Origin of the sequence: Syntrophothermus lipocalidus DSM 12680, from assembly GCF_000092405.1 — a bacterium.
GTDB classification, from domain to species: Bacteria; Bacillota; Syntrophomonadia; order Syntrophomonadales; family Syntrophothermaceae; genus Syntrophothermus; species Syntrophothermus lipocalidus.
In genome coordinates, this window is the sequence record NC_014220.1 from 957,447 (window position 1) to 975,787 (window position 18,341).

At 51.0% G+C, this 18,341-nt stretch carries 20 protein-coding genes and 1 riboswitch; of the genes, 5 read left to right on the plus strand and 15 right to left on the minus strand.

All coding sequences use genetic code 11. The features are described from left to right. Positions 1-362: 362 nt before the first annotated feature. The 12 genes from cbiT to SLIP_RS04605 all read right to left on the minus strand — a co-directional run bounded on the left by cbiT (position 363) and on the right by SLIP_RS04605 (position 10,322). A complete protein-coding gene (cbiT, locus tag SLIP_RS04550; protein WP_242649123.1) occupies positions 363-962 on the minus strand; it encodes a precorrin-6Y C5,15-methyltransferase (decarboxylating) subunit CbiT in 600 nt (199 codons plus the stop codon). Next, positions 955-1,581 carry a precorrin-6y C5,15-methyltransferase (decarboxylating) subunit CbiE gene (cbiE, locus tag SLIP_RS04555; protein WP_041432723.1) on the minus strand — a complete coding sequence of 209 codons (627 nt, stop codon included), beginning with the start codon at positions 1,579-1,581 and terminating at the stop codon, positions 955-957. The genes cbiT and cbiE overlap by 8 nt, the downstream gene beginning before the upstream one ends. Continuing rightward, a complete protein-coding gene (gene cbiD / locus SLIP_RS04560) occupies positions 1,574-2,692 on the minus strand; it encodes a cobalt-precorrin-5B (C(1))-methyltransferase CbiD (protein ID WP_013175106.1) in 1,119 nt (372 codons plus the stop codon). Before cbiD ends, cbiE begins: the two co-directional genes overlap by 8 nt. Then, complete coding sequence (locus SLIP_RS04565; protein WP_013175107.1) at positions 2,689-3,333, minus strand: precorrin-8X methylmutase; 645 nt, start codon at positions 3,331-3,333, stop codon at positions 2,689-2,691. Before SLIP_RS04565 ends, cbiD begins: the two co-directional genes overlap by 4 nt. Positions 3,334-3,340: 7 nt before the next feature. Continuing rightward, positions 3,341-4,042, minus strand: coding sequence for a precorrin-2 C(20)-methyltransferase (gene cobI / locus SLIP_RS04570; RefSeq protein WP_041432725.1), 702 nt, complete (start codon positions 4,040-4,042; stop codon positions 3,341-3,343). A 23-nt stretch (positions 4,043-4,065) separates the two neighbouring features. Further along, positions 4,066-4,899 carry a sirohydrochlorin cobaltochelatase gene (locus SLIP_RS04575; protein WP_013175109.1) on the minus strand — a complete coding sequence of 278 codons (834 nt, stop codon included), beginning with the start codon at positions 4,897-4,899 and terminating at the stop codon, positions 4,066-4,068. A gap of 28 nt (positions 4,900-4,927) precedes the next feature. Further along, positions 4,928-5,812 carry an energy-coupling factor ABC transporter ATP-binding protein gene (locus SLIP_RS04580; protein ID WP_013175110.1) on the minus strand — a complete coding sequence of 295 codons (885 nt, stop codon included), beginning with the start codon at positions 5,810-5,812 and terminating at the stop codon, positions 4,928-4,930. A gap of 13 nt (positions 5,813-5,825) precedes the next feature. Next, positions 5,826-6,587 (minus strand): cobalt ECF transporter T component CbiQ, encoded by a 762-nt coding sequence (cbiQ, locus tag SLIP_RS04585; protein ID WP_013175111.1) that lies wholly within the window; start codon positions 6,585-6,587, stop codon positions 5,826-5,828. Continuing rightward, complete coding sequence (locus SLIP_RS04590; protein WP_013175112.1) at positions 6,587-6,883, minus strand: energy-coupling factor ABC transporter substrate-binding protein; 297 nt, start codon at positions 6,881-6,883, stop codon at positions 6,587-6,589. Before SLIP_RS04590 ends, cbiQ begins: the two co-directional genes overlap by 1 nt. Continuing rightward, the gene (locus tag SLIP_RS04595; RefSeq protein WP_013175113.1) at positions 6,877-7,569 is read right to left on the minus strand and encodes an energy-coupling factor ABC transporter permease; all 693 of its coding nucleotides are present in this window, start codon (positions 7,567-7,569) and stop codon (positions 6,877-6,879) included. Before SLIP_RS04595 ends, SLIP_RS04590 begins: the two co-directional genes overlap by 7 nt. Positions 7,570-7,664: 95 nt before the next feature. Then, on the minus strand, positions 7,665-8,729 hold the full coding sequence (locus SLIP_RS04600) for a pyridoxal phosphate-dependent aminotransferase (RefSeq protein WP_041433414.1): 1,065 nt from the start codon (positions 8,727-8,729) through the stop codon (positions 7,665-7,667). A 57-nt stretch (positions 8,730-8,786) separates the two neighbouring features. Further along, positions 8,787-10,322 (minus strand): cobyrinic acid a,c-diamide synthase CobB, encoded by a 1,536-nt coding sequence (locus SLIP_RS04605; protein WP_049765004.1) that lies wholly within the window; start codon positions 10,320-10,322, stop codon positions 8,787-8,789. Beyond that, a riboswitch (cobalamin riboswitch) is annotated at positions 10,280-10,462 on the minus strand. (Overlaps the previous gene by 43 nt.) Before the next feature lie 164 nt (positions 10,463-10,626). Between SLIP_RS04605 and SLIP_RS04610 the strand changes: the two genes are divergently transcribed. Further along, positions 10,627-11,028 carry an RrF2 family transcriptional regulator gene (locus SLIP_RS04610; protein WP_013175116.1) on the plus strand — a complete coding sequence of 134 codons (402 nt, stop codon included), beginning with the start codon at positions 10,627-10,629 and terminating at the stop codon, positions 11,026-11,028. A 166-nt stretch (positions 11,029-11,194) separates the two neighbouring features. Continuing rightward, positions 11,195-12,829, plus strand: coding sequence for a hydroxylamine reductase (gene hcp / locus SLIP_RS04615; protein ID WP_013175117.1), 1,635 nt, complete (start codon positions 11,195-11,197; stop codon positions 12,827-12,829). Positions 12,830-12,921: 92 nt separating this feature from the next. Here the strand turns inward: hcp and SLIP_RS04620 are convergent, their stop codons facing one another. Next, a complete protein-coding gene (locus SLIP_RS04620) occupies positions 12,922-13,389 on the minus strand; it encodes an Hsp20/alpha crystallin family protein (RefSeq protein ID WP_013175118.1) in 468 nt (155 codons plus the stop codon). A 163-nt stretch (positions 13,390-13,552) separates the two neighbouring features. On the opposite strand from SLIP_RS04620, the gene SLIP_RS04625 reads away from it, so the two are divergent. Continuing rightward, positions 13,553-15,094 (plus strand): YifB family Mg chelatase-like AAA ATPase, encoded by a 1,542-nt coding sequence (locus tag SLIP_RS04625; protein WP_013175119.1) that lies wholly within the window; start codon positions 13,553-13,555, stop codon positions 15,092-15,094. Positions 15,095-15,174: 80 nt separating this feature from the next. Further along, positions 15,175-15,366 carry a ferritin family protein gene (locus tag SLIP_RS04630; protein WP_013175120.1) on the plus strand — a complete coding sequence of 64 codons (192 nt, stop codon included), beginning with the start codon at positions 15,175-15,177 and terminating at the stop codon, positions 15,364-15,366. A gap of 23 nt (positions 15,367-15,389) precedes the next feature. Here the strand turns inward: SLIP_RS04630 and SLIP_RS04635 are convergent, their stop codons facing one another. Beyond that, positions 15,390-16,727, minus strand: a complete 1,338-nt coding sequence (locus SLIP_RS04635; RefSeq protein WP_013175121.1) for a hypothetical protein — start codon at positions 16,725-16,727, stop codon at positions 15,390-15,392. A 93-nt stretch (positions 16,728-16,820) separates the two neighbouring features. Beyond that, positions 16,821-17,234 (minus strand): secondary thiamine-phosphate synthase enzyme YjbQ, encoded by a 414-nt coding sequence (locus SLIP_RS04640; RefSeq protein WP_013175122.1) that lies wholly within the window; start codon positions 17,232-17,234, stop codon positions 16,821-16,823. 333 nt (positions 17,235-17,567) lie between these two features. On the opposite strand from SLIP_RS04640, the gene SLIP_RS11990 reads away from it, so the two are divergent. Further along, positions 17,568-18,257 (plus strand): hypothetical protein, encoded by a 690-nt coding sequence (locus SLIP_RS11990; protein ID WP_148216514.1) that lies wholly within the window; start codon positions 17,568-17,570, stop codon positions 18,255-18,257. Positions 18,258-18,341 lie beyond the last annotated feature (84 nt).

An 18,341-nucleotide genomic window follows, 5' to 3' on the forward strand; every position in this document is an offset into this window, starting at 1 on the left:
ATACCTGAAATGTACAACCACAGAGGAGTGTTAGGCAGGCGAGGAGTCTTGGAGCGAGCCGGCTAACACTCCTCGAAGAAGCTCTCTACGCAAGTATTTTCATCCTCTAGTGGTGACACCGCTAGGTGTCATGGGAGTTTGTTCCGAAAATCTGGTCATAGATTCACACAGACCCGGCACTCAGCTGGCCGAAATTGCAATATGCCAGCTTGTTCTGACAACGCTATTCACTAATCAAGGCTTGAGCTGAGTGCCGGGCAGATGAACACTGATATGCCTGGCGACTTAAAAAAGACAGACATTTTCGCATATCTAGTGGCGACACCGAGGGTGTCATAAGGGTATTTGTTATCACTAGCGGGTTAAGTGGACTGGACTCCCGATACAATAAATACGGGGTTCAAACCTTCCAGCATGTGATACCTGCCTTGCGATTTCAAGCGGGTGATAGTGACCCCTACCCCTTCTATCCCGTGAAATCCCATTTCGCGCAGGCAATTCAAGCTGTGGTAAAGGGTTTCCACGGTTGCGCAGGTCAGTACAACTACCCCAGCCGGACAGAGCCTGTTCTTTACAACCTCCAATATGGCAGCCAGTTCACCCCCGCTTCCACCTATTACCACCCGGTCCGGCGAGGGCAAAGCGAGCAAAGCTTCCGGAGCTCTGCCGGCAACGATAGACAGGTTATTGGCCGCGAACTTTACCTGATTGGAACGGATCAGTTCGACGGCTTCAGGACGATATTCCACGGCATAAACTGTACCCTTGGCTGCGCTCAGGGCAGCTTCTACCGAAATAGATCCCGTGCCTGCTCCTACATCCCACACCACTGAATTATTTTTCAACCGCAGCTTGCTGAGAACGATGGTTCGCACCTCGGCCTTAGTCATAGGCACGTTGCCTCTCACGAACATATCGTCCGGTATTCCCGGGGTCATAATTTTTTCTTCACTGTTACTCATCTTCGATCACAACCACGCACATCCCGTCAAAATCCACTTGGCTAATCAACTCGGGAGAACCTGTAATTATGAGCTCGCCAGGCCAAGACAGACGAGAGCCGACGGTTATCCTTTTGTCTTTGAGCCCCGCCCGGACCAAACTTCGGGCGATGGCAGACGGGGTATTTGAGTTGTCGGTCAGGACCGCCAACAGCCTCGTATTCCTGACCTTGGACAACAGATCAACATCTTGGCGTCCGTGCATGCTTACAACCTCGCAATCATGCCATGAACGTTTCAGTTTGGCAAACAGGTACTGGACAGAACTTATGCCCGGAATCACCTCTATATCGTTGTCCGGAAAACGGGTTTTCAACAGGGGCAGCAGGCTGAAAATGCCGGGGTCTCCCGATACTAAGAACCCGACTCGTTTGCCTTGTTTATACCATGTTTCTGCGGACAACAAGACCGGCTCGAGGTTACCGGTGAGTTCTATGAGGTGGCCTTGAGGCTTATCAAAGAGATTCAAGTACCGGCGAGCCCCTACCAGCACGTCGCACTTATTTGCAGTTTTGAAAGCTACGGGCAAGATATAGTCGGGATTGCCCGGACCCATACCTATTACGAACAGGCTAGACATGTAAAAACTCCTCCCAGAGTTGCTTGCCAACAGTATCCATTGCTAGAAGGCTCTCTTTCCCTGCATAAACTATCGTTCCCACGCTAACGCGACTCTGAAGTCTTTGCCTGCACCTCGCGCTGACGCGTTCCGCGACGAACTGGTAAACGCCCTCGAGGCCCCGTTCTCGTATGATATCTAAAGCTGCATCAGTGGTGGGACAGTCCAGCAACTGAGCTATTGTATCCCTGTCAGCACCGTGCAAAGAAGCGAAGGCAGATAATATCTCCATCCTGGCATCAGCCACCCGGCTGTGGGTGTGAAATATGCCTCCTGCTATCTTTATCAGCTTGCCGATATGACCGACTATTAGCAAGTCCTCGAATCCCTGTTCAAGGCAGGAATCGAGCAGGGAACCGATAAAGTTACTGGATATAACCACCATCTCGTGAGGTAAGCCCAGTTTGGTAGTCGCGAATTTTTCCCCGTATTTTCCAGGGACTAATACCGCTTGTTTGCAGCCACTGGCTGCAAGGACCTTGACCTTAAGGATTAAGGCTTCTTTCAGGGCTTCCTCTGACATGGGTTCCACTATACCGGTGGTACCCAAAATGGACAGTCCCCCCTCAATTCCCAAACGGGGGTTAAAGGTTTTTTCGGCGACTTCTTTTCCGCCCGGAATGAATATAGTGACATCTGCCCCTTGACCTGGTGGCAGCTCGGTCCTAACCGCATCCAGTATCATACGGCGAGGAACCGGGTTAATGGCTGGTTCCCCGACGGCGATACCTAACCCCGGCTTGGTTACGACGCCGACTCCTTCGCCGGCGTAGATGTCGATCCGCGCGTGGACAGCAAAGGACACCTTGGCGAAAACGTCGAGACCGGTTGTAACATCGGGGTCATCTCCCCCGTCTTTGCGCACGGAACACATAGCCCAATCAGGCTGTATGATGACGTTGTCCACCGCAAGCTGGAGCTTAATTCCAGCCGGCACCTCGATTTCAATGGTTTCCAGCGGTACTCCGGTCACGAGCATCCTGGTGGCGGCCTGGGCAGCCGCTGCCGCGCAAGAGCCCGTAGTATAACCCTTTCTGAGCTTTCGTCCATTTACCGTAACGTAATGATTCATACCTGAGGTTCGACCTCGCCGTTTGACGCCAAATGTAAAAGCGCATTAACGACGGCTGCGGCCACATTACTACCTCCTTTGCGCCCCCTAGTAATGATGTAAGGGATTGACGTATGGCGGAGGGCTTCTTTGGCTTCGGTAGCTCCAACAAACCCCACCGGGACTCCAATTACTACCGCCGGATTGATCATTTGCTGTTCATGCAAAGAAATAAGTTCGAATAAGGCAGTGGGCGCGTTACCCACCGCGAAGATCCGGTTACGGGGATCATCTGAGGCAGCCCGCATGGCCACCATAGCCCGGGTAATACCTAGGCTACGGGCTGTTTCTTCTACTTCCGGCAGGTCGATGAAGCACGAGACTCCGATTCCAAACCGTTCCAACATGTTACGGTTAACCCCTGCCTTGGCCATATTGGTGTCGGTTACGATATGGCATCCTGATCTAAGCGCAGTAACCGCGGCCTCAATAGCTCCTGGACTTATTTCGGTTATGTCGGCAAAGGTGAAGTCGGCGGTAGTATGAATCATCCTGGTGATTATTCTGGTTTCAGCCTCGGTCCAAGAGCGTTGCCCCAGTTCTTTCCGGATGATTTCGAAGCTCTTCTGTTCGATACTGCTCGGAGATTTTAAAAAGGTCAAGATGTATTCACCTCTTTTTGCGCGCTATTATTAAGGACAAATAGTTGACATTACAACCCCGAATCTCATCTAAGTCATACACGATCTGTTCATTGTCTAACCCCAGGCGAGAGACAAAAACCGCTGTTTCCTTCATGCCCGCTCTTTCAAGCCTTTCTATCAAAGATGAACAATCGCCTTTAACCTTCATGAAGACCACGGTATCGAAGGCGTCGAGAATAGGCTGGATATCAGTATGAGCGTACACCGCAGGCACGATTGCTATTCGTTCGTTCTTCTCGGCCAGGGATACTCCGGTTTTCGAACAGGCAGCTGTTACCGAACTGATGCCCGGTATGGTTTGGGCGTCTATGCCCCGGCGTTTCAGTTCTTGCAAGAGATACACGTACGTAGAATAGAACATGGGATCCCCCAAGGTCACAAAACCGACATTCTTGCCGTTTCCAATGAGAATCCTGATTTCTTCGGCTACCGCAGCCGCGGATTCTTGCCAGATGGCAGGATCTTCTGACATAGGAAAGCGGCGAAAAAGAACTTCAACATTGTGGTTTAGCAAATCGCGGACGATATTGTAGGCGAGGCTTTCTTTTTCTTCGGCGGTAACCGGTGTTATGAGCACATCAAGCAAACGAAGGGTCTTACAAGCCTTTAAAGTTAAGAGTTCCGGGTCCCCGCTCCCTACCCCTATTCCGTAAAAAACCCCCAACAAGTCCGATCCCCCTTCGCTCTGTGTTACAACTCCAGCTCCATCAGGTCTTCGTAGTTACCCGACACGGCTTCGGCTACCCGTTTTACAAACAGGTTTTGAAAAGCCTCGACTTCACCTAAGCCGTGCGTCCATACCTGCACCCTGTAACCATGCCGCTCCAAAACACTTTTCCAGGAGGATTCATCATCTCCGGCCATATCGCGAAATACATGTTCACCTGCAACCAGCATAAATGGCATCAAAGTAACCTTTTTTACGCTCTTTTGGTCCAATTGGTCTACGACCTGATAAAGGTCGGGACACCCTTCTACCGTAGCCAGGTGCACCCGGTCAGCTCCCAGTTTTCTTAAAGTCCACTCAAAACAGAAGTAACACCCGTTAGCTGGATCCCAGCTCCCGTGTGCCATTAGAATCACCGCCTGTCCCTCACCGGTTTGGGGCAGCTGCGGGAGCAACGCCAGGGCGGCTTCTTCATAGTCGTCAGGGGATTTCTCAGTCTTGGCGAAATACAAAAGAGGTCGTCCCAGGCTTACCCGTTCGAAACTATCATGGTAGCGGCGAATGGCCCGTAAAAGCTTCTTCCATTCCAGACCGGGAATAATGTGTAAGGGTTGAATAACTACATGTTTTACGCCTTCGGTTTTTAGGGCCTCGAGGGCTTCTAAAGGATTCTCGACGTTGATCGAGTCCCTTTCCCATAGCCTTCTTATTACCATCTCTGCAGTAAAGGCCAGCCTGGTTTCAAATTCCGGAAAAGCTTGTTTGATCTTGGTCACGACACTGTCAATGGCATTCTGCCTCGCCGCAGCGTATGTGGTTCCGAAGGCTGCTACCAGTATCGCTTTCTTTTGGTTCATTACCTAATAGCCTCCTTTTTAGTTCGCACTACGGGCGGCTCGCGATCCATTCCCGGACCTTCTTGGAAGGTGATTCGGTTGCGATTGCGCTTATCAGGTCCCGTATATGCCGCGGTCTTGGTAGCGAGGGCGGTATAAACCCGATCTTGAGCAAGCTTTCGTGAACGACGGTGACGACCGGGGGCTTGAGTCCGAACTCGAATAAGAGGTGAGGGTCTTGCGAAAGTTCTGAAAAGTCTCCCTCCCAAACGGTAGTCCCTCGATCCATGATTATGAAGTAATCAGCCCAGCTCCAGGCTAAATCTATGTCATGAGTGGTCATTACCAAGGTTACCCCTTGGCTATGCAACCTGTCGAGTTCCGAAAATAATGATTCTACACCAGCGGCGTCCAGGCCAGATGCAGGTTCGTCCAGGAGGATTACAGAGGGCCGCATGGCCAGAACCCCGGCTAGGGCGACCTTTTGCTTTTCCCCAAAGCTTAAGAACGGAACTGGGCGTTCCACCAGATGGCTAGCCCCCACCGCTTGCAGGGCCCACTTGACTCTATCTTCTATCTCGTGCTTTAAAAGACCCGAGTTAGTTGGTCCGTACGCCACATCTTGATATACAGTCGGGCAGAATACCTGGGTGTCGGGGTTCTGCATCACTAACCCTACCCGGGAACGCAGATAGGTTAGGCCGGGTTTGGAATAATCCAGGGGTTTTTCTTGGAAAAGGACACGGCCTTGATGCGGACGTAACACGCCAGTCAGTGTCCACAACAGCGTGGATTTCCCGGCCCCGTTTTGTCCCATGATAACCGTCCTTTTACCTTCCGGTATGCAACAGTTTACATTCTTCAGTCCGTTAACTTGACCTGGATAACGGTAACTCAGGTCTTGGACCTCGAAGACGTATACTTCTTTCGTCATTTATATCCCTCACTCAAACCATACCAGCAATGACTATGGCGGCTGCTGACACGAAACAAACCAGCAACAAGCGGGCGGGTGACAACTTTGTAGAAATAGCTAGGTCGGGTAGGGTGCAATTCAAACCCCTGACCAACATAGCGGTGGTGTTTTCCCGAGACCTATGTATAGCGTCTACCCAAGCGAAAGTAACCAAATAACCAAAGGATGAGCAAGAACGTTTCCAGTCAGAATAGCCAAGCCTGAGCGTTTGAGCCCGCACGGTTTGTTCGACTGTTTCAGACAATAGGTATATCCCGCGGTACATGATGTACATGATGTCACTGATGATATCCGGCATTCTTAAGGTTTTCAAAGCTGAGGTCAATTCCACTATCGGTGTGGTCAAGCAGAGAAAGTACATGGCGCTGACCATAGATAAGACTCTTGCTGACAACTGGTGAGCCGTCTGCACCCCTTCCCAGGTGATGCCCCACGTTAAGCCGAATGTCTCCACGGACAACACGCACGGGATGCCAGGGTTATAGGAGATGACTATAGCTATAATTCCAATAGCAAGAAAAGCCACAGGCCACGATAACATGTAGAGGAAGTCTTTCAGTTTTACCCGGGCCGCACCGACAATCAGCGCCGAGAACACCAGAAAAACCGAAAAGGCCACAGCCGGGCGGTGAGAAATGAGCGTTACTAGCATACCGCCTGCTGTTATGCTTAACCTCTCCAACGGGTGCCAGCGGCGCAAAGCGTTGTTCCAGGCGTAATCATCGAGCAACATCAGGCCTCATCCCCGGATTTTCTCCGATTGTATCCGACGTAATAACCGATAACTCCCGCACCTAGAGCTGCCTGTAGAGAGAACAAAAGGCTTTCGATCTCGCCACTGGGTGGTTCAAAGACCGGGTTGAACCAAGGTTTATAGCCAGGAGTTATCTCCCCTATCAAGCCTTCGGCTTGACTGTCTGCTCCCGTGAACAGTTCGGCGTCGCCTTTGTGCGGTGCCATCAAAAAAGGAAGAATTAGAATCAGCAGCAGAACAACACCTAATACCCATTTGTGGCTGGTTTTTAGCATTTGTCGTCTACCTCCTTGGGCCTAACAAGGCTGATGACCTGCAACTCCGAGAGGTCCTGGTAATTATAGGTTAGAATTAGGTTAAAGACGAATACGGTGACAATGCCTTCGATGACTGCCAGGGGAACCTGGGTGAAAGCAAATATAGTTGAAAACTTGGCAAAAGAAGCGGCAATTCCTCCTACGGAGTCGGGAAAAGCAATTGCCAGCTGCAGCGAAGTTGTAACGTACGTGGCCAGATCGCCCAAAGAGGCAGCAAGAAAGACCCTTACCGGTAGGGGCATACCTAGCTTTTTTCCTCCTAGCATAATCCACCAAGCCACGAAGGGCCCCACTATGGCCATGGAAAAGGTATTGGCTCCAAGGGTAGTTATACCTCCGTGCGCCAGCAACAAAGCCTGAAACAGCAAGACTATACAGCCGATAACCGGCATTACCCACGGTCCGAACAGGATGGTACCGAGGCCCGTCCCTGTGGGATGTGAGCAACTGCCGGTCACCGAAGGCAACTTCAAGGCAGATAACACAAAAGTGAAAGCACCGGAAACACCCAATAACATCTTGGTTTCTGGTTTTTCTTTAAGCACGCGGGCTAGTCTAGCGGTCCCGTAGACTACGAACGGGGCAGAGGCGGCGGTCCACGCCAGGGCGTGTTTGGCCGGAAGATAACCTTCCATAATGTGCATAAGACTTCCCTCCTTGACGATGAGAAATGTTAACCACTGGCCGGGGTAGTTATTGCTTAACTTCACCTCCTATCCTCACTTTGAATTTCCAGTCACTAGCTGAGGTACCGTTTAAGACAGGTTATAAGGGACTGGTTGTCTTGGCGACTTTTGATAGCTATCCGAATAAACCGGCTGTCCAAGCCTCGAAAATTGCTGGCATCCCTGATTAAGAAACCATCATTTAACAGCAGCGCTTTTAACCGGGCTGCATCGAGGTCGGGGCGGTTGATCCGGCATAAAACGAAATTAGCAGCTGGAGGAAATACGACGAGATCGCGAAACTCAGCCAGGCGGTCACAAAAGTAAGCCCGTTCTTCGGCAATCCAGGCACGAGAGGCGGTTATGTAATCGGCATCGTCAAAAACGACTTCCATAGCACAGGCTGCCAGCAGGTTAACCGACCACGGTTCCTTGGTCAGCAGCAATCTTGAGAGCGCTTCCTCGCTTCCCACCCAGGCATAACCTGCTCTCAAGCCGGGGAGGGCGAAGAACTTGGTCAAAGCCCGCAATACCACCACGTTGTCGAACTCGGAAGCAAAGCTGAGAACCGAGGAGTCAGGGTAGTCCTCGGTGAATTCGATAAATGTTTCATCAACCACTACTGTTACCGAAAGGCTTTTAGCTGTTTCGATCACGGCCTTCATGGTGTCACGGTCCAGCAACTTACCGGTAGGGTTGTTGGGGTTGCACAGCATCAACATCTGGGCTCCTACCTGTTGCAGGTTCTCGAACAAGAGTTGCGGTGACAGAGCGAAACCATTTTCCCAGTCGAGAACAATAGGAACGAACTCCGCTCCGCCTAAGCGGGCTGCTCGTTCGTATTCAGAAAAAAGGGGAACGGGAGCAAGCACCCGGTCAGGCTTGAGGGCTCGAAACAGTTGAAATATGATTTCGGTGGCGCCGTTGCCTAAGATCACGTTTTCTTTCGAAACCCGACAATACCGGGCTGCTGCTTCCCGGGGAGCAATGTATTCCGGATCAGGATAGTGAACCAAGAGGTCGAGTTTTTCTACTACTGCTTTTCTGACTCGGGGCGGAACTCCTAGAGGGTTTATATTAGCGCTGAAATCTATTACCGGGTACGGATACCGGTAGATGTTGCCTCCGTGGAAATCCATCACATCGCAAACCTTCTCTCCGAATTTATCCGTTCTAGCCTTGTGTGTATCAGAGAACTAACCGGTATTCTTAATTTGCTTGTATTTCCAGCAAGATGCGACTAGGCTTTCCGCTAGCAAAGGATTGCTCCAGAAATGGAGGTGAGGGTAACCTGCTAGGGTGTTTTTGTAGACGAAACCACACTGCCACCTGTTCTGGTTTGAAGCTGCAGTAACCTCATAAACATGAGGCAACGAAATGCCTTCCACGACGGAGTGATGGAACTCATGTCCTTTAACCAACCTGCCAGCCACTCCCAAAATGCTATCCGAAGTTAAACGGATTTCGACGTAGCCAAATCGTTGCAACCCATCAGTCATTCGGCTGATACCATCCAGCACCCCGGTCATAGGCCACTCTTTTCCTTCACCGTCTTGTATGCTCTGGGTGAGGTACATCAAGCCTCCACACTCGGCAAAACACGGCAGGCCTTCTGCCAAACGCTGGCGAAAACTTTCCAGCATGGATTGATTCTCCGATAGACCCTCGGCAAATACTTCCGGGAACCCTCCCCCCAAGTAAACCCCGTCGGCATCTTCCGGTATGATTTTGTCGTGCAAAGGACTGAAGTGCACAACTGACGCTCCCAGCTGGGCTAGCAGGTCTAGATTGTCTTGATAGTAAAAGTTGAACGCCTCATCCCAAGCTACTGCCAAGTTGACCGGGAAAACGTTTTCGGGAGGAGAGAGGGCAGGGTAAGCGGGTGTCCAAAGAGCCGGGGTTGACGACGCTATAGCCAGCAGCCGATCGATGTCTACTGTTGATTCCATAAGGCGGGCAAGCTTCTCGATGCGGGCGTGCATTCCTTCCATCTCTACCGCCGGGACAAGTCCCAGATGGCGGCTGGGTAAGCGCAGCTCCTCGCGTGGGGGAAGACATCCGAGAACAGGAACTCCAGTACGTTTCTCGACTGCTTCTCGCACCGCGTCATAATGCGGACCTGGAGAGACTTGGTTTAGAATAACGCCTCGAACTTGAACCTGCGGGTCGTATTGCTGGTAACCCAAGACTTGAGCAGCGGCGCTCGCTGACAGGCAGGAGGCGTCCACGACCAGAATCACGGGACAATCAAGGGTCTTGGCTACCGCAGCCGTACTGCCAGCAATCCCCGCACCTATACCGTCGAACAAGCCCATGACTCCTTCGATTACAGCAATATCTGCTCCCGACATATTTTTGAGGAAAAGGTAACGCAGAGTTGACGGGGTGAGCATCCAGTCATCCAGGTTTCTGGACACGCGCTTGGCGACCAAGGTGTGGTAGGCGGTATCTATGTAATCAGGCCCGACTTTGTAAGGCTGTACTCGCAAGCCACGCCGCACTAGGGCGGCCATCAATCCGATTGAAATGGTGGTTTTACCAGCTCCGCTATGGGTACCGGCAATGATTATTCGTGGCGTAGACATGAATTTACCTCCCTGCCTCAAACAAACAAAAAAGGCTTCTTCGAAGCCAGTCAACAACATCGTCCGTAGCGTCACGCGACGGAGCATTTGCCCTTCTCTCCGAAGACCAAAATACACGTCAGGCCGGGTCTCCTGGCTCGTGTTCATCCTCCTCCTCACCTTCCCAGGCCATGCCCAGTGGCTTCTAATGAGGATTCGTCCCACTTACAGTAGCGGAGGCTGCACCGGCTTCTCACCGATTTCCCCGTTTATTCCTGGACGGGAACACCTGACGCCGCTATACAGTTTTCTATACTTTCCAAATCTAGTCTCATCATAACCAAGAGCCGGTAGTTCGTCAAGACCAGGCCAGCAAATTCCACAACCATACTATTGCCAATCCAGGTTCACTTGGGTTATAAGTATATTAGAGATTAAGAGGATAACTTATATCCCTATTGGAGATGATGCAATGCAGATCACCAGACAGACGGAGTACGCAGTTCGGGTTATGTTAGAGCTGGCTAGGTTGCCCAAAGGTGAAATGCTGTCAGCCCGCGAAATATCCGAAAAGCAGCAGATTCCAGAAGTGTTTTTAAAAAAGACTATACAGATACTGGCCAGGGCAGGACTGGTGCACACTCAGCGTGGACCACGGGGTGGAGTTCAGTTGGCGAAAGACCCGACCGAAGTAACTCTAGCCGATATTTTAGTAGCGGTAGAGGGGCCTTTGGCCTTAAACGTTTGCTTGGTGCCGGGGTACGAGTGCGTGAACAAACCCGACTGTAAAGTGCACCGGGTACTGGCCAGGGCGCAGAAGGCATTAGTTTCCGAGCTTTCCTGCAATTCGCTGGCGGAACTGGCCGAGCTTTGAAGCCCCCAGGGTAAAGAAAAAATGACAGGGGAATCGGTGTTCTCTAAAAAGAGACAAATATCATATTTATTATCCTCTATAGGAGGTGATCCGGTTTCAGACGAACCTAGAAGGTGGGTAACCCTCGTCGTAGTTGACGGTATTGAGGAGAGGAGGAAAAAGTAAGATGTTTTGTAACCAGTGTGAGGAAACATCCAAAGGGGTGGCATGCACCGTTAGAAGAGGAGTTTGCGGGAAATCGGAAGAGGTGGCAGCTCTCCAAGACCTGTTGCTGCACTCCATCCGCGACTTGGCGACCCACGCCTCACTTGCCCGCGAAGCAGGCTGGGTAGACGAAGAAGTTAATCATTTCACTTGTGAGGCAGTATTTGCAACCCTGACTAACGTAAACTTCGATCCTGAGCGTTTCCAACGGCTCATAAAACAGGCTCAGGAGCTGAGGGATAAGGTTAGGGAAGAGTTATCGAAGAACCGGCCTGACTTAGCCGGTAGCTTGCCTTCTGCTTTGGTATTGGAGCGGTTTGATATTTCTACTCTGATCGACAAAGGTAACCGATTGGGATTCTTAATCAGTTTAGACCTTGACCCTGATGTCCGGTCTCTGCAGGAGATATTGCTTTACGGTGTCAAAGGAGTGGCGGCCTACGCGCATCATGCCCAGACCTTGGGCCAGGAAGACGACTCCGTTTACGGCTTTATCCACGAAGCTTTAGCTGCTCTGGGAAACAAGGAGTGGGGCGGAGAACAGTGGTTGGACATGGTTTTGCGCTGTGGGGAAATCAACCTGAAGACCATGGAACTTTTGGACAAGGCCCATACCTCAGCCTTCGGTAATCCGGTGCCGACTTCAGTACCGTTGGGACATCGAAAGGGCAAGTGTATCTTAGTATCCGGACATGACTTGAAGGACCTGAAAAACCTTTTGGAACAAACCCAGGGCAAGGGTATCGATGTTTATACTCACGGTGAAATGCTTCCTGCCCATGGCTATCCGGAACTGAAGAAGTTTCCCCATCTCTTCGGTCACTACGGGACAGCATGGCCCAACCAGAGAAAGGAGTTTGCCGCTTTCCCGGGGGCGATACTGATTAATACCAACTGTATCCAGGAACCTCACGAATCGTACCGGGATCGGATTTTCACTACCGGACCTGTAGGTTGGCCGGGGGTCGAACACCTGGCAGAAGGGGAATACGGGAAGCCGATTGAAAAAGCCTTGAGCTTGCCCGGGTTCGAGTCTGACGAAGACAGGGGAAGTGTTATGTGCGGGTTTGCCCACAGCGCCATCCTGGGTTCAGCGGACAAGATAATTCAAGCTGTCAAAGATGGAAAGATCAGGCACTTCATACTGGTGGGGGGCTGCGACGGTGCCCGAACGGGGCGGAATTACTACACAGAACTGGTAGAGAAAACACCGGGCGACACAATGGTGATGACCCTGGCTTGCGGGAAGTTCAGATTCTTTGACCGCCAACTGGGGACCATAGAGGGGATACCCAGATTGCTCGATATCGGACAGTGCAACGATGCGTATTCGGCGATAAAAGTGGCCTTAGCCTTAGCGGACGCTTTTGGTTGCGGTGTTAATGAACTGCCTTTGTCCCTGGTGCTTTCTTGGTACGAGCAAAAGGCAGTAGCAATACTGTTGACCTTGCTGTACCTGGGGGTAAAGAACATCCGTCTGGGCCCGACGTTACCTGCTTTTATCAGTCCGGGAGTATTGGGAGTACTGGTTGATAATTTCGGTATCAAGCCGATTTCGAGCCCAGAGGAGGATCTACAGGCGATTCTGTCTCGATAAGAGAAAAAAAACGGCCCACTCTCGTAGGCCTGAAGATGGGCGGCCTTTCAAACTGAAAACAAATGGGGGACTGCTTGTCCCCCTTATTATTCTTATTCGATGTCGATCTTGCGGCCAATGTCTCCCTGGTGTTTTTTAGGTAGATCCAACTTGAGCACGCCGTTTTTGAATTCTGCTTTGGCTTGGGCAGAGTCTACTTCTACGGGAAGAGGAATATTACGCGAAATAGAACCGTAGTAACACTCGCTGTGGTAATAGCTGTCTGCTTTCACTTCGTTTTGCTGCCGCTTTTCGGCATTGATTGATACGTAGGTGGGATAAACTTTTACTTCCAGGTCTGACTTCTCTACTCCGGGCAGTTCGACGGACACCACTAAATTTTCGCCAGTATCGCACACTTCTGCTCTGGGAGTCTTCATTTGCCAATCGGCCGGAAGCAGTGAAAAAGCTGATTTCGTGGCTTCTTCAAACCAGCGATCCATGTCTTCATAAAGCTTGTCAATACCGGCCTTCCAAATACGCAGGGGATGCTCACCGAAAGGTTTTGGCAGTCTCCTCATAATCATTCGCTCCTTTCCTGAAAAAATTTACCCCACGATTTTATTATAATAATGCCTTTAACAGGGGTAAAACCCAAAATTTCCAGAAAAGTGTCGTCCAGTAACAGGAATAGCAGGATATTGCAAGGCCGCGAAGAAAAACTATCAAGGGAGAGGTGATAAGGTGCTGGCTGTAGTCAATTCGCTTGTGCTGCAGGGCATAGAAGCCCGGACGGTTGAAGTCGAAGTCGATATACACTCAGGCCTGCCTTCGTTCGACATAGTGGGGCTGGCTAGCCAGTCGGTTCGGGAAGCGAAGGAACGCGTGCGATCCGCCATAAAGAATGCCGGCCTGAAATTCCCGTTGGAGCGTATCACCGTTAATTTGGCTCCTGCTGATATTAAGAAAGAAGGAAGCCACTTTGATCTGCCTATTGCGGTTGGTATTCTTGCTGCCAGTGGCCAGCTTGAGGGCCAGGTTCCAGGTAATCTGTATCTGGTTGGGGAGCTGTCTTTAGAAGGGAGCGTCAGAAAAGTTCCGGGGGTGCTACCCATGGCCTTAGAGCTGATAACCCAAGCCCCTGTGCCGAGCCTGGTGGTTCCACGGGAGAACTTGAAAGAAGCGGCGTTAGTACAAGAGCTCCGTTGTTTCAGCGTAGGTTCGCTGGCGGAGTTCATCGAATTCGTCAACGGGAAGGGAAATCTCGCTCTAGTTTCAAATCAGGGTGAGGTTCATGGCAGCGAAATCTCCGATGAGCATCTCGATTTTGCCGATGTGAAGGGACAGGAAATCGCCAAGAGGGCATTGGAGATAGCCGCGGCCGGCTATCATAACATTATTCTTATCGGACCTCCGGGCAGCGGTAAGACCATGCTGGCTAGGAGGCTTCCAGGAATCTTGCCCGATATGAACCGTTCCGAGATTTTGGAAACCACTCGCGTGTATTCGGCTGCCGGACTGCTGGACACGGATTTACCTTTGATAACCAGGCGGCCTTTTCGATCCCCACACAAGAACGCTTCCTCCGCCAGTGTCATCGGTGGCGGCCGCGTGCCACGCCCCGGAGAGATCAGTTTGGCTCAGAACGGGGTTTTATTTATGGATGAACTGCCCGAGTTTTCACGGGACGTCCTTGAAGCATTGCGGCAACCGCTGGAAGATAGGGTAGTGACTGTAGCTCGGGCCCAGGCCACCCTGACCTATCCGGCCAACTTTTTGTTAGTGGGAAGTATGAATCCATGCCCTTGTGGCTACTACGGTGATGCTCTCAGGGAGTGCCGCTGTACCCCGCACCAGATCAGCAAGTACCTAGCCAGAATTTCGGGGCCCCTGCTCGACCGTACTGACCTTCACGTGGAAGTACCGAGGGTCAAGTACGAGGACCTGGTTCCGACCGAAAGGGGAGAAAGTTCTTCGACAATAAAGGAACGGGTTGTCAGGGCTAGGGAGATTCAGAAGCGCCGGTTCGAAGACAGGCCGTACCAGGTCAACGCGCTGATGCCGCCCCGCGATATCCGCAGGTTTTGCCGCCTGTCTGAAGAAGGCGAGAAGCTTTTAAAAGCTGCTTTTGAACGGTTAGCCTTGAGTGCCCGGGCCTACGACCGTATCCTGAAGGTAGCGAGGACCATAGCCGACTTAGAAGGGGAATCGAGTATTCTTCCTCGGCATTTAGCCGAGGCTGTTCAATACCGCAGCCTGGATCGGAAGTATTGGAACGGGTTATGATTATTTGATGTACTACCGGTCTTGACCGGGGAAGCTGGCGCAAATGGGTACAAATCATACTTGTTAAAGGGGGATATGTCATGGACATAATTGCTGCCCTAGAGACGGCGATAAAGGAGGAAAAAGAGGCTTCAGCCCGGTACAGGGAGCTGGCGGCCCAAGCCAGTGATCCGGAAACCAGACTCATGTTTGAACAGATAGCCCGGGAAGAGGAATCGCATTACAAGCGGCTGGTGGACAGGTTAAAAGCCGTAAAATTAATGCGATCCTGACAAGATCATGGCGAGTACAGAGCCTAATGGGGAGTTACTGCCGCGTGACCGCTGTAGGCAATGCTCAACCCGATTATTACAGCTAAAATCAACACCAGCGCACCGAGTACTATCTTCAAAGGTTTGTCAACATGGTGGGCACCCTGTATTCGCTCGGCGATGAGGTGAGTACCATATACCGCTATCCCAGCAAAAAGGGAGACCAAGAGGAACTGTACTCCTTTAGCGACTCCCGCGTAAGCTCCTGGGGCTAGGTTCTTCCAGAGGGAATGGGTGTAATAGGCCAGAACGATGAACTCGATAAAGCTGGCAGCGACTTGAAAAGTCAGGCTCTGTTTTTGCAGTGAGGCATTGAGTTCGAGAACATCCCTGATCCTGCTTTGAAGCGAGGCGCTTTCTCGGCTCATGAGGATTTCGATCCTGCCTCTGACCACTTCGATGGCTGCCTGGTGATTCTGAACCGAGGACTGAACCTCGCGGAGGGACCGGTCGAGAAGTTTCCAAGGCCCTTGGTAGAAGTCGATTAAGTTTTGCACAACAGGGCTTTCAGGAGTAATGTTCATTCTGGTTTTCAGGTGTTGCTTCAAGTTTTCCATAACTCCTTGAAGATTACTTTTTCCCTCGCTTAAGAAGCTTTGGCTGGCTACGAGTTTTCCGTAAGAGGCAGAAAGTTCATGGATTTCTCCTTCGAGTTCCTGGATCGCGGGTTCACCCCTGTGTTGGGTACCGAACTGGGTATGGAGGATACCCGACAATTTCCGCCCCGATTCCTTGACTTCTTCTAGTACGGTGCGCGCTGAGTCGTGGTAGACGCTTGTTAGGAGCCGGATTTTGGCCAGGTAGGCTTCCACGGTCGGTAGGTCGTTTTCGAAGAGCTGGTAAGCCGGTTCGGAGGCATTGGGGTTTATCTGGGCTCGGTACACGATGTCGTACTCGAAACCAGCCTTAAAAAAACGAATCAATTCCACGTTACGGGCCGCAAACCGGATTTCCCGCCACTTTGTGCCGCTTGTTTCAAAGGCGTCAGCTTCCTTGCCGGCAGGCGTGAGTAAGACCAAGACTTTTCCTAACAAGCTGTCATCACCGAGCCCCGCTTTTTCCTCGTGCTCTTTTAGCCAATTACGTGCTTCGTCGTTAGAGCCAAAACTCCGGCCTACTTTGAGTACCAGGATTTGTAGGTCGTCGACCGAGAGAAATCGGTAGCGATTAATCGTGGTATCGAGTTCCATCTCGGTTCCCGAGGCCTTACCGGAGGGTTCGGGAAAAGGGCGTGCTGATAGAGTCTTCACCAGTGACAGAAGCTTGTCTTCATCATCTGGTAAAAAAAAGTAGTAATTATAAAAGGTGTTTATCCTCTGCACTGCATCAGTCCCCCTTAGCTACGACTGGTTTGGGCTATTTTACCGTTAATACTGAGTTGATAGTACCGCAAGCAGGTTCCTGGCTCAACCCAATTATTCGCCCAACACTTTTATTATCAATCGCTTCCGGCGCTGGCCGTCGAACTCGGCATAAAATATCTCCTGCCAAGGGCCAAGGTCAAGTTTCCCATCGGTAACAGGGACAATCACTTGGTGGTGAAAAAGAATGCTTTTGAGGTGGGCATCTCCGTTGGTTTCCCCCGTGCGGTGATGCCGGTAGTCCGACCGAAAAGGGGCCAGGCCCTCCGCCCACTCCATCAGGTCCATTTTGATTCCCGGTTCTTCATCGTTCACGAAAACACCGGCCGTGATATGCATGGCCGAAATCAACGCCATCCCTTCCCGTATGCCGCATTCCTTCACAGCATCGGCAACCAGGCCTGTAATGTTGATAAACTCCCTCTTGTTTTTCGTGTTAAACCAGTGATATACGGTGTGCGATTTCAAGCGTTTAACCCCCTATCTTTTTTGTTTGTTATCTCTGGCATGTTTTTGACTGGCAACCTGCCTGGTTATGGAGTTCCTCTTAATCTTTCGCCTGCTTCTAATTATACCCTTGTTGTCGCATTGAAGTATGACACATCAATGGTAAGACTTGCGAGTCTGTAAGGATGTTATTCTTCATAGAATCAAGTAAACCGGGAAAGGGGACGGGATGTGAACCGGTGTCTGTTCTATATACTCGCGTCTAACGTATGCGTCGCTTGTTTGATATTCTGCGTTTTGGCAATATTCTTCACATATAAGCCGGATATAGACGTGAGAAAAGAGGTAAGGCTGGTGAAAGAGGATTACAGCGAATCATACCTAATGGAAACGAAGGAAAGAGTACGCTTGTCGAAGGCTTTGGACCGCTCTTTCCGTATGCCACTCAATCCCTTCCAATTGTCTCCGGAATACGTACTGATACACTTTTCTCAAGACGGGAGAAAACACCGCTTGTTTATCCATCGCACTGCCCGCATAGGTTGGGACGAGAAAGGAAGGGCTTTTAGCCTTAGTGGTTCTCTTTGCAGGTTGCTCGACAACGGTATAATTAACCTGGAAAACATTATCAGTGAACGATACGGGGAGCTGGTTCCCTGGGCAAAGGCAGAAAAGATTTTCCGTATATACGACAAAGCGATGATAACTGATGTGGAAACGAGAAAGAGTTTTTGGGTGCAAAGGCGGGCAGGAACCAATCACGCCGACGTACAGCCTTTGACAGCACGCGACTCGCATATTATGAAATCAATTTATAAAGGAAAATGGAGCTGGGAAAGGAGGGCTATAATCGTTGTAGTCAGGGGCAGGAGGATGGCGGCTTCCATGAACGGGATGCCTCACGGCGCAGGTGCCATAAAAGACAATGATTTTCCCGGGCATTTTTGTATTCACTTTTTTGGCAGCAAGACCCATGCCGGCAACCGCGTCGATCCCAAACACCAAGCCATGGTTTTGAAGGCCGCGGGTCGGACCAAGCCTTAGTCCGAATCGAGCCGAAAACTAAAGGGAGCTGGAAGGAAATGTGGGAAATGGTGGAGAAGGATAATCTGAAAACAGTAATTGACG